The organism is Mesorhizobium sp. LCM 4577, assembly GCF_001854795.2.
Classification (GTDB): Bacteria; Pseudomonadota; Alphaproteobacteria; order Rhizobiales; family Rhizobiaceae; genus Mesorhizobium; species Mesorhizobium plurifarium.
In genome coordinates, this window is sequence record NZ_MDDU01000034.1 from 1 (window position 1) to 9,717 (window position 9,717).

Annotated in this window: 11 protein-coding genes; 6 read left to right on the forward strand and 5 right to left on the reverse strand. The window is 64.0% G+C overall.

The window, feature by feature from the left end:
* Positions 1 to 578 (forward strand): transposase (locus tag LCM4577_RS24885; protein ID WP_157900504.1); only part of this gene is annotated, 578 nt, incomplete at its 5' end.
* A gap of 167 nt (positions 579 to 745) precedes the next feature.
* On the opposite strand, the gene LCM4577_RS24890 is transcribed toward LCM4577_RS24885, so the two are convergent.
* The gene (locus LCM4577_RS24890; RefSeq protein WP_040989527.1) at positions 746 to 1,345 is read right to left on the reverse strand and encodes a LysE family translocator; all 600 of its coding nucleotides are present in this window, start codon (positions 1,343 to 1,345) and stop codon (positions 746 to 748) included.
* A 100-nt stretch (positions 1,346 to 1,445) separates the two neighbouring features.
* On the opposite strand from LCM4577_RS24890, the gene LCM4577_RS24895 reads away from it, so the two are divergent.
* On the forward strand, positions 1,446 to 2,312 hold the full coding sequence (locus LCM4577_RS24895; RefSeq protein WP_040990358.1) for a LysR substrate-binding domain-containing protein: 867 nt from the start codon (positions 1,446 to 1,448) through the stop codon (positions 2,310 to 2,312).
* 13 nt (positions 2,313 to 2,325) lie between these two features.
* Here the strand turns inward: LCM4577_RS24895 and LCM4577_RS24900 are convergent, their stop codons facing one another.
* The 4 genes from LCM4577_RS24900 to LCM4577_RS24915 all read right to left on the reverse strand — a co-directional run bounded on the left by LCM4577_RS24900 (position 2,326) and on the right by LCM4577_RS24915 (position 6,049).
* Complete coding sequence (locus LCM4577_RS24900) at positions 2,326 to 2,976, reverse strand: glutathione S-transferase family protein (RefSeq protein ID WP_071073945.1); 651 nt, start codon at positions 2,974 to 2,976, stop codon at positions 2,326 to 2,328.
* A gap of 87 nt (positions 2,977 to 3,063) precedes the next feature.
* On the reverse strand, positions 3,064 to 3,714 hold the full coding sequence (locus LCM4577_RS24905) for a dihydrofolate reductase family protein (RefSeq protein WP_071073946.1): 651 nt from the start codon (positions 3,712 to 3,714) through the stop codon (positions 3,064 to 3,066).
* Between the two features lie 96 nt (positions 3,715 to 3,810).
* Complete coding sequence (locus LCM4577_RS24910) at positions 3,811 to 4,653, reverse strand: protein-L-isoaspartate O-methyltransferase (RefSeq protein WP_071073947.1); 843 nt, start codon at positions 4,651 to 4,653, stop codon at positions 3,811 to 3,813.
* A 37-nt stretch (positions 4,654 to 4,690) separates the two neighbouring features.
* Complete coding sequence (locus LCM4577_RS24915) at positions 4,691 to 6,049, reverse strand: Nramp family divalent metal transporter (protein ID WP_040989521.1); 1,359 nt, start codon at positions 6,047 to 6,049, stop codon at positions 4,691 to 4,693.
* A gap of 289 nt (positions 6,050 to 6,338) precedes the next feature.
* Between LCM4577_RS24915 and mntR the strand changes: the two genes are divergently transcribed.
* From mntR to LCM4577_RS24935, 4 genes are all read left to right on the forward strand, one after another.
* On the forward strand, positions 6,339 to 6,797 hold the full coding sequence (gene mntR / locus LCM4577_RS24920) for a manganese-binding transcriptional regulator MntR (RefSeq protein WP_071073948.1): 459 nt from the start codon (positions 6,339 to 6,341) through the stop codon (positions 6,795 to 6,797).
* Positions 6,798 to 6,892: 95 nt separating this feature from the next.
* Complete coding sequence (locus LCM4577_RS24925) at positions 6,893 to 7,081, forward strand: hypothetical protein (RefSeq protein ID WP_041002355.1); 189 nt, start codon at positions 6,893 to 6,895, stop codon at positions 7,079 to 7,081.
* A 175-nt stretch (positions 7,082 to 7,256) separates the two neighbouring features.
* Positions 7,257 to 8,180: a neutral zinc metallopeptidase gene (locus LCM4577_RS24930; protein ID WP_071073949.1), complete on the forward strand. Its 924-nt coding sequence runs from the start codon at positions 7,257 to 7,259 to the stop codon at positions 8,178 to 8,180.
* 159 nt (positions 8,181 to 8,339) lie between these two features.
* The gene (locus tag LCM4577_RS24935; RefSeq protein ID WP_071073950.1) at positions 8,340 to 9,608 is read left to right on the forward strand and encodes a TCR/Tet family MFS transporter; all 1,269 of its coding nucleotides are present in this window, start codon (positions 8,340 to 8,342) and stop codon (positions 9,606 to 9,608) included.
* The last annotated feature ends 109 nt before the right edge of the window (positions 9,609 to 9,717 follow it).

Here is a 9,717-nt window from a genome sequence, read left to right on the forward strand (position 1 = left end):
TCGAAAAAGGGCTGGCCAAGACGGTGACGGTGAGCTTGGTAGAGGTGCTTGAGGTGGGTGCGCCAGCGGATGCCGAGCCAATCGTGTGGCGCCTGCTGACCACCCATGGTGTTCAAGACGCGGCCATGGCCTGGCAGGTCGTTGCCTGGTATCGGATGCGCTGGACCATCGAACAGTTCTTCCGCACCCTGAAGCAGCAGGGCCTGCAATTGGAGGACAGTCAGTTGGAAACCGCCGAGCGGTTGATGAAGCTGACCGCCATCGCCGCGCGCGCCGCCTGCATCATCATGCAGCTTGTCCAAGCTCGCGACGGAGCATCCRCACAGTCGGCCGAGATCGCCTTTACGCCTACCGAAATCGACACCTTGCAGGCACTGGTGCCCGAGCTGGAGGGCAAGACCGAACTTCAGAAAAACCCTCACCCGCCCAAATCCCTGGCCTGGGCCGCATGGATCATCGCCAAGCTCGGAGGATGGGATGGCTATCCCAAGTCCAAGCCGCCAGGCCCCATTACCTTCCGCCACGGCCTTCAGTACTTCCAATCCATCGCACGGGGCTGGAGCCTACGAGATGTGTGAATCGCCTAGCGCAAAGCGGGGGAGAGGTGGCCGCGAAGCGGCCGGAGAGGGGGCTTCGCAGGGCGAGTCCCTTCGCAGGGTTACTTGTTAGGGCGGCGCCATTCCCCTCTCCGTCTCGGCTTCGCCGAGCCACCTCTCCCCACTTTCGTGGGGCGAGGAACCGGGTGCTATACCGGCCGCCACATCTGCAGGATCGAGGCGGCCAGCAGCAGGCCGAGCACGATGTTGAGCGCGCGCCACTGGCGCTCCGTCTTGAGCAGGCGGGCAAGCAGGGTTCCGGCCACGCACCACAGCGACAGTGAGAAGGCGGCCGCCAGGCCGAACACGGCGCCGAGCAGCAGCGCGAGTTGCAACGGACCGTCCGCCAGCGCCGCGAAGGATGCGGCGGCTCCGAGCCCCATCGCCCAGCCTTTCGGGTTCATCCACTGGATACCGGCGCCGCCGAAAAAACTGTTCGGCTTGGCCATGCTGATATCGAGATTGGGCGGACCACTGCGGCCGATCTTGATCGCCAACCAGATGAGATAGAGCGAGCCGGCGATCTTCATGGCGAGCTGCAGGGATGGAATGGCGGCTAAAAGTCCAGCCAGGCCGGCCGCGCCCGCGGCTGCCACGGTCGCCAGTCCGGCGGCACTGCCGGCCATCAGCGGCACGGAACGGCGAAAGCCGAATTGCGCGCCGGACGCGGTCGACAATGTTGTGGCGATGCCGGGCGTCGAGGTCGAGATCAGCGCGAACAGAACCAGCGGGATGATGGTTTCGGACATGCGGGCTTCCCAGTGGAGAAAGCCGGCATGCTTAGGCGCTTCGAGGCATCAGTAAATGCAATGTTTGATATGGTTTGCATTAGCAATTATAATGCCGTGGATGATCCGCGATCTCGACATGACCCTGATCCGCACCTTCGTCACGACGGCCGACAAGGCCAGCATGACGGCGGCGGCCAACGCGCTCCATTTGACGCAAGGCGCTGTCAGCCAGCAGGTTAAGCGGCTGGAAGAGGTGTTGGGACAAAGCCTGTTCGAGCGCGACCGCCGCGGTCTGAGGCTGACGCGTTCCGGCGAGCGGCTGCTCGACAAGGCTAGGCGCCTGTTGCGGCTCAATGACGAAATCCTTGCCGAGATCAGGGGCGGGGCGGTTGCCGGGCGGGTGCGGGTCGGCGTGCCTTACGATCTCGTCGGCACGCTGCTCGCGCCTGTGCTTAAAGCTTACGCCGAAGCCTATCCGCAGGTGGAGATATCGCTGGTCTGCGCGTCCTCGCCGGAGCTCGCGGCGGCGCTGGCGGCAGGCACCATCGACCTTGCCGTCATCGAGGAGCGCGTCGGCCCCAGCCCTGGCGAATGCCTGCTTATCGACCGGCTGGTATGGGTCGGCGCCAGAGGCGGGGCGGCACGCCTGAAGCGCCCGCTGCCGGTTTCCATCGTCGCCGACACTTGCGCCTTCCGGCCGGCGGTGCTGTCGGCACTCGCCGAGCACGGGCTCGATTGGCGCACCGTGTTCGAGAATGGMAACATCGATGCCACGACCGCGACGGTGCGGTCGGATCTTGCCGTGACCACCTGGCTTGCCTCGACGGTTCCGGCCGATCTCGACATCCTGTCCGATGCAGGCCTTCCGGCGCTGCCGAATTTCTCCGTCAACCTGCATCTGCCGAAACATGCCACCCAGCCGGCCGCGCAGGCGTTTGCCGGCCATATCCGCGAAGGCCTTTCCCGCTATCGCCAGGCGGCGTGAACGGAAGATTGGGTCAACTGTTCGATGCCGCCATCGCGACCGCCAATTGCGCCTCGAAAGCGCGTTTGAAGGCCGGCCGCGCCTCGCCGCGGGAGACATAGGCGGCAAGGTTCGGGAACTCGTTCAGGAGGCCCGATCTCTGCAGCCGGCGCAGCACGCCCACCATGACGAGGTCGCCCGCGCTGAAGGCGCCATCGAGCCAGTCGCAATCGCCGAGATGGCGGGAGAGCTCGGCCAGCCGCTTGCGGATCCGGTCATCGACCAGGGGCAGGCGCTCATCGTGCCACGGCGCATCGCGCTCCAGGATCACGGCTGTCGCGCGATCGAGGATCGGCGGCTCAACCGTGCTGTACGCAGCGAACATCCAGGTGATCGCGCGTGCCCGGGCGTTCGCGTCGTCKGGCAACAGGCCTGTATGGCGCTGCGCGATGTGAAGGACGATCGACCCCGACTCGAACAGAGCGAGACCGCCTTCTTCATAGGTCGGGATACTGCCGAAGGGACTGAGCGCAAGATGCGCGGGTTGCTTCATCCCGCCGAACGAAACGAGACGGACGTCGTAAGACTGTCCGACTTCCTCGAGCGCCCAGCGCACGTGCATGTCGCGCGCCAGCCCCCTGCCGCCATCGGGCGAGCGTTCAAAGGCGGTAATGGTGGGGATCATCGGCGGCTCCTGACCGGTCCGTCGCGTTGCGAAGAGGCTTCAAAATCGGAAGCGCGGCAGGCCCGGCCCGCCGCGGACAGCCTTGTGCTACTTCCAGGTCCTGCGCCGTTCGAGCTCGGCTTGCGAAGGCTCCTGCTGGGCGAACGAGCCCGTACGGATTTCGCCTGCACGCTCATAGGTCGCCATGATGACGCCGGTGGTGGAAGCCTGCGATTTGACGAGCTTGAAGGCCGCCGGCATCGCGTTGTCGCCGAACAGCCGCTTGCCCTTGCCCAGCACCAGCGGGAAGATCATCAGCCGGATCTCGTCGATCAGCCCGTTGGCGAGCAAGGTCTGGATCAGATTACCCGATCCCTGGATGAGCAGGTCAGGTCCATCTTCCTGCTTGAGTTCCTTGAGCCTGGCGACGATATCGGGCCCAAGCGATCGGGTGTTCTGCCAGGTCAGCGAATCCGGGCGATGCGTTGCCACATATTTGACTGCGGGGTTGAAGACGTCCGCGATCGGGTCCTTCTGATACGGCCAGTACGCGGCGAAGATGTCGTAGGTCCTGCGGCCGAGCAGCAGGTCGAAGGGCTTGGAGAACAGTTCCTCCATCGCCGCGCCCGCCACCTCGTCGAAATAATGGAAGGTCCAGCCACCGAATTCGAAGCCGCCGACCGGATCCTCTTCCGGCCCGCCGGGCGCCTGCATGACGCCGTCGAGGCTGACGAAGGTGGCAGCGATGATCTTGCGCATAGTTTTTCTCCTTTTGGCTGGTCCGTGCCCGTCACGCCCGGATTTCGAGCTAAGGACGAACGGCAAGGCCGCGTTCCGACACGGCCCAGCGAATTTCTATCGCGTGTTGTCAGCGCGAATGGCGCGTGACGAGAACCAGACTTCGCCGAACACGGCGGTTGCGGTGCGGTCCGGCGCCTTTGTCGCCGTCAGCCATATCGAGCGGGTGCGCGCGGCGCGCTCGCGGGTCGGTATTTTCGCGTCCGGCCCGGCAGCGGAGGCACCGACGCAAGGGATGAACCAGGAGCCCATGAAGGGCCGGCAGGCAAAGCCGCTTTCCAAGTGGGTTATGAGGACCGCGAGGCCGACGGCTTCGGAGGGACGCCACGGAAAGATCATGCGGCCGCCGGGTTTCAGCGCTTTCAGCCATGCGGCGGGCGGGGCGACGACGCCGGCATTGACATAGACGATGTCGGAGGACGGCAGCGGATTGGCGACGGCATCGGCTTGGATCACCTCGATGTTGCTGTATCGGGCAAGGTTCGCCTTGGCGCGCGCTGCAAGGTCGACCTCGATCTCGAAGGCGGTGACGTTGCCGCCCGGCTCGACCAGTCTCGCAAGCAGCGCCGTGTAATAGCCGGTGCCGGCGCCGATATGGGTGACGGCCTCGCCTGGTTTCGGCTCGACCTTGCCGAGCCACATCGCGTGCAGCAGCGGCTCACCATTGTTGATGCCCTTGTCGGCGTCGAGCACGACGAGCACGTTCTGGTAGATGTAGCCGGGATCGGCGCTCGGCGTTTCGAACCGGCCTTCGCCGGCAAAGACAGTCCATGGTCCCGGACCCAGGAACGCCTCGCGCGGCACCGAGGCGAACACCTCCTCGATGCGCGGGTCGGCCGACCGGGCCTGCGCGGCCAACAGCTTGGCATAGAATCTGCGGGCTTCGTCCGGTTCGGCCATGGCGCCAAGAATAGCGCGTCCGGCTGGAATGTCGCGGTCAGCCGGCGATGGTGTCGTAGAGCAGCTTGAAGTTGAGAACGAGGATGATTGCGGCCACCACCCAAGCCAGGACCGCGACGGCACGTGGTATGGCGAAACTGCCCATCTTCTTCTTGTCCGACACGAACTGCACCAGCGGGATGACGGCGAAGGGCAGTTGCATCGACAGCACCACCTGGCTGAACACAAGCAGCTCGGCCGTGCCCTTCTCGCCATAGAGCGCGGTGACGGCCACCACCGGGACGATGGCGATGCCGCGCGTCAGGAGGCGGCGCGCCCATTGCGGGATGCGCAGCCGCAAAAAGCCTTCCATCACAATCTGGCCGGCGAGCGTCGCGGTGACGGTCGAGTTGAGGCCGGAGGCAAGCAGCGCGACGGCGAAGAGGATCGAGGCGATGCCCAGGCCCAGCAACGGCGACAGCAACTCGAAGGCCTGACCGATCTCGGCGACGTCATGATGGCCGGTGTTGTGGAAGGCGACCGCCGCGACGATCAGGATCGATGCGTTGACGAACAGCGCCAGGATCAGCGCGATGGTCGAATCCGTCGTCGCCCATTTGATGGCGTCGCGCTTGCCTGCATCGGTACGCTCATAGGCGCGGGTCTGCACGATCGAGGAATGCAGATAGAGGTTATGCGGCATGACCGTCGCGCCGATGATGCCGATGGCGATGTAGAGCATCGCCGGATTGGTGACGATCTGCGACGACGGCACGAACATCGAGTGCAGGATCGTGCCCGCCGGCGGCGCGGCGACGAAGATCTGGATGGCAAAGCAGCCGAAGATGATGATCAGCAAGGCGACGACGAAGGCTTCGAGGTAGCGGAAGCCCTTGTTCATCAGGAGAAGCACCAGGAAGGCATCGAGCGCGGTCAGCATGGCGCCGCCGATCAGCGGAATGCCGAACAGAAGCTGCAGCGCGATCGCCGTGCCGATCACCTCGGCGAGGTCGCAGGCGATGATCGCCAGCTCGCAGGCGATCCAGAGCACCAGATTGACGGGGCGCGGATAGTAGGCGCGGCAGGCCTGGGCGAGGTCGCGACCGGTGGCGATGCCAAGACGCGCGGCCAGCGCCTGCAGCAGGATCGCCATCAGGTTGGACAGCATGATGATGAAAAGCAGCGTGTAGCCGAATTGCGCGCCGCCGGCGAGGTCGGTCGCCCAATTGCCGGGGTCCATATAGCCAACCGAGACCATGTAGCCCGGTCCCATGAAGGCGAACAGGCGGCGGAACCAGACGCCGGTGCGCGGCACGGCGATCGAGGCGTTCACCTCGCGCAGGCTGGGCTGCTCGTCGTCGGGCCTGTCGAATCGCCATGCGGGTCGGGCTACGGTTGCTGCATCGGCATCGGACATGGGACTTCCGCTGAATTATCGAAGTGTCTTTTACCTATGCCATGGCTCAACATTATGCAATAGGCTATATTTCATTGATCATGCTTTCGTGATCCGCGGGAGCAACTTCCGGGGCGGGCGGCGGCAAACGCCGGTTGCGCACACGCGGGAATGCAAATAAACGGCCGGGATCATCAGGGGTTTCATGCTATGGATGCGATCCTGATTCAGCCGACGGGCATGATGTCGTCCGAAAACCGCTTCACACTTTTCGGCATCATGCTCCAGGACAGGCCAGGAGGAGCGCATATTGGCGCTTAGGAACAAACCGGTTCGACGCGAAGAGCCGCTTCCCGATGCCGAGATCCATTCGGAAGGATTCCGGCAGCAGCGCCAGGCGCGCCGCAGCGCGCTGGTCGAGGACTATGTCGAGCTCATCGCCGATCTGATCGAGGACGGCAACGAGGCGCGGCAGGTGGATATCGCCGCAAGGCTCGGCGTCGCGCAGCCGACAGKGGCCAAGATGCTGACCAGGCTGTGCGCCGACGGGCTGGTGTCGCGCAAACCCTATCGCGGCGTGTTCCTGACCGAAGCCGGCCGCAAGGTCGCCGAGGAAAGCCGCATCCGCCACCAGACGGTGGAGGCCTTCCTGCGCTCGCTGGGCGTCAGCGCCGAGACGGCGCGCATCGACGCCGAAGGCATCGAGCACCATGTCAGCGCCGAAACGCTTGACGCTTTCCGCCGGGCGATGACGCATCGCCAGGCGTAGGAATTCGATCCGCCCGAACGCCTTGAAACGGAACCGACGCATCTCCGCCGCATTACTTTCCACGTCGCGCGATTGTCGCGCGTAGGGAGGAAGCAATGGGCATCGAACAAGCACCGACCGCCAAGGGAAAGCAGGCGGCCAGGGGATTGCGGCAGGCGGCCGCCAGGGACGAGCGTAAGACCGAGGCCGAGACCGGTCATCCGCTGAAGAAGGGCGCGGCGCGTTTCGAGGAACGCTCGAAAAGTTCGGACGGCAAAAGTGCCGGCGCCAAGCAGAAAAGCTGAGATTTCCGGCCGGTTTATACGGGCTTGAAATTAACCGGCCAGATCGGAGTTTGCTCCAGCCCGCGCATTGTCGCGGGCGAAAAATTCTGTGACTTAGGCCAGCCGTTGCGATAATTGTCTGCAGGGGACGGTGGCGTGCCGATCCGCCAGGACATTCGCATTGCGAGGAGTTGCCATGCTTTGGAGAGGCCGTCGTCAGAGCGACAATATCGAGGACCAGCGCAGCGATGGCGGCGGGCTCGGCGGCGGTTTGGGCGGCGACGGCCAGTTCCGTATCCCGATCGGCGGCCGCACCGGCGGTGGCGGCAGCATCCTGTTGGTCATCCTGGTCGTGCTCGCGGGATGGTATTTCGGCTTCGATCCGTCGCAGATCCTGGGTGGCGGCGACGGCGGGTTGCTGCCGGGCGGCGGCGGCCAGATCACGGAAGACACCAGCTCGCAAAATGGCGGCGCGCCCGCCAATGACGAGATGAAGCAATTCGTTGCGACCGTGCTGGCGGAAACCGAGGACACCTGGACCGGCATTTTCAAATCTCAGGGGTTGACCTACGAGGATCCCAAGCTGGTGCTGTTCAGCGGCCAGGTTCGTTCGGCCTGCGGTTTCGCTTCGGCGGCGGCCGGGCCGTTCTACTGCCCAGGCGATCACAAGGTCTATCTCGACATGACCTTCTTCCAGCAGCTCGACCAGCAGTTCGGCGCTTCCGGCGAATTCGCGCGCGCCTATGTGGTGGCGCATGAGGTCGGCCACCACGTGCAGAACCTCACCGGCATCATGAGCAAATTCAACCAGCTGCGGCAGGGCATGAGCGAGGCCGACGCCAACCAGCTCTCCGTGCGCATCGAGCTTCAGGCCGATTGCTTCGCCGGCGTGTGGGCCCATTACACCGCGCAAAAAGGCATATTGGAGCAGGGCGACATCGAAAGCGCGCTGAACGCCGCCAAGCAGATCGGCGACGATACGCTGCAGAAGAGGATGCAGGGTTATGTCGTGCCGGAGAGCTTCAACCACGGCACATCGCAGCAGCGGCAGATATGGCTGGCGCGAGGCTACAAGAGCGGTAAGCTGTCCGATTGCAACACGATGAGCGGTCCGATCTGAGGCGGCGCCCGCCGCTTCTTTTCGCATGTGATCCGCGATCGGCGGCAGCTGGCAAGTGATGTCAGCATAAGACGTTTGGCTTCGTTCGCGGATTGTTCCTGCTGCGAACCTCGCCTATAAGGTGCGTCCCGCCTCGGGCGGCCTGAGGAGCTTATCGCCATGATCGACCCGAAAACCGCCAAGCGGGGCCTTGCGCTCGTTTTCACGACGCTGCTGCTCGACATCATCGGTTTCGGCATCATCATGCCGGTGCTGCCGGCCTATCTGGAGGAACTGAGCGGCGTCAGCGTCAGCGAGGCTGCGATCGAGGGCGGCTGGCTGTTCTTCGTCTACGCGGCGATGCAGTTCTTCTTCGCGCCGATCATCGGTGGCTTGAGCGACCGCTTCGGCCGCAGACCTGTCCTACTTGCCTCGGTGCTGACCTTCTCGATCGACAATCTGATCTGCGCCATCGCCTGGTCCTATCCGATGCTGTTCATCGGCCGCGTGCTCGCCGGCATTTCCGGCGCCAGCTATTCGACGACATCGGCCTTCATCGCAGACATCTCGAACGACGAGAACCGGGCGAAGAATTTCGGCCTGCTCGGCATCGCCTTCGGCGTCGGCTTCGTCATTGGCCCGGTGCTGGGCGGGCTGCTCGGCACGTTCGGGCCGCGCGTGCCGTTCTATTTCGCCGCAGCACTTGCCTTCGTGAATTTCCTGATCGCGATGGTGTTCCTGCCGGAAACGCTCGACGAAAAGCACCGTCGGCCCTTCGAGTGGAAGCGCGCCAATCCGGTCGGCACGCTCATGCAGATGCGCAATTATCCGGGCATCGGCTGGATCGGGCTTGTGTTCTTCCTGATGACGCTCGGCCACATGATGTATCCGGCGGTCTGGGCGTTCGTCTCCAACTACCGCTATGGCTGGAACCAGCAACAGATCGGCTTCTCGCTCGGCGCCTTCGGCCTGTGCGGCGCGATCATCATGGCGACGGTGCTGCCGCGGATCATTCCAAAACTCGGCGAGTGGAGGACAGCGGCGATCGGGCTGACCTTCACCGCGCTCAGCGCGTTCGGCTACGCGTTTTCGACGCAAGGCTGGATGATCTATGCGGTGATCGTGGCCGGCTGCCTGGAAGCGCTGGCCGATCCGCCGCTCAGAAGCCTCGCCGCCGCCAAGGTGCCGCCTTCGGCGCAAGGCGAATTGCAGGGCGCGATGACCTCGATCTTCTCGATCACCTCGATCATCACGCCGCTGCTCTATACGGCGATCTTCTCCTGGTTCACGAGCCCCACGGCACCGGTCGTGTTCGGCGGTGCCCCTTATKTGCTCGGCGCGATCTTCCTGACGCTGGCGGTCATCGTCTTCGTGACGAAAGTGGCCAAGCCGACGCCGAAGGAAGTCGAGCGCATGCACACCCAGGAAGCGGTGACTGACGCCGCTTAGGCCGGTCGCTTGAACTAGAGCGGGATGAGATTAGCTCCGGTCATAGCCTGAGTTTGCAAAATAGTTTGAGCATTCGTGTGGAGTGACACGATTGAGGGTTTGGCCAATT

Bases quoted from the DNA above. Each gene is read 5' to 3' on its own strand.
- LCM4577_RS24890 (WP_040989527.1), bottom strand. From the start codon at position 1,345: ATGTCCGAAACCATCATCCCGCTGGTTCTGTTCGCGCTGATCTCGACC.
- LCM4577_RS24905 (WP_071073946.1), bottom strand. From the start codon at position 3,714: ATGCGCAAGATCATCGCTGCCACCTTCGTCAGCCTCGACGGCGTCATG.
- LCM4577_RS24910 (WP_071073947.1), bottom strand. From the start codon at position 4,653: ATGGCCGAACCGGACGAAGCCCGCAGATTCTATGCCAAGCTGTTGGCC.
- LCM4577_RS24915 (WP_040989521.1), bottom strand. From the start codon at position 6,049: ATGTCCGATGCCGATGCAGCAACCGTAGCCCGACCCGCATGGCGATTC.
- LCM4577_RS24925 (WP_041002355.1), top strand. From the start codon at position 6,893: ATGGGCATCGAACAAGCACCGACCGCCAAGGGAAAGCAGGCGGCCAGG.
- LCM4577_RS24930 (WP_071073949.1), top strand. From the start codon at position 7,257: ATGCTTTGGAGAGGCCGTCGTCAGAGCGACAATATCGAGGACCAGCGC.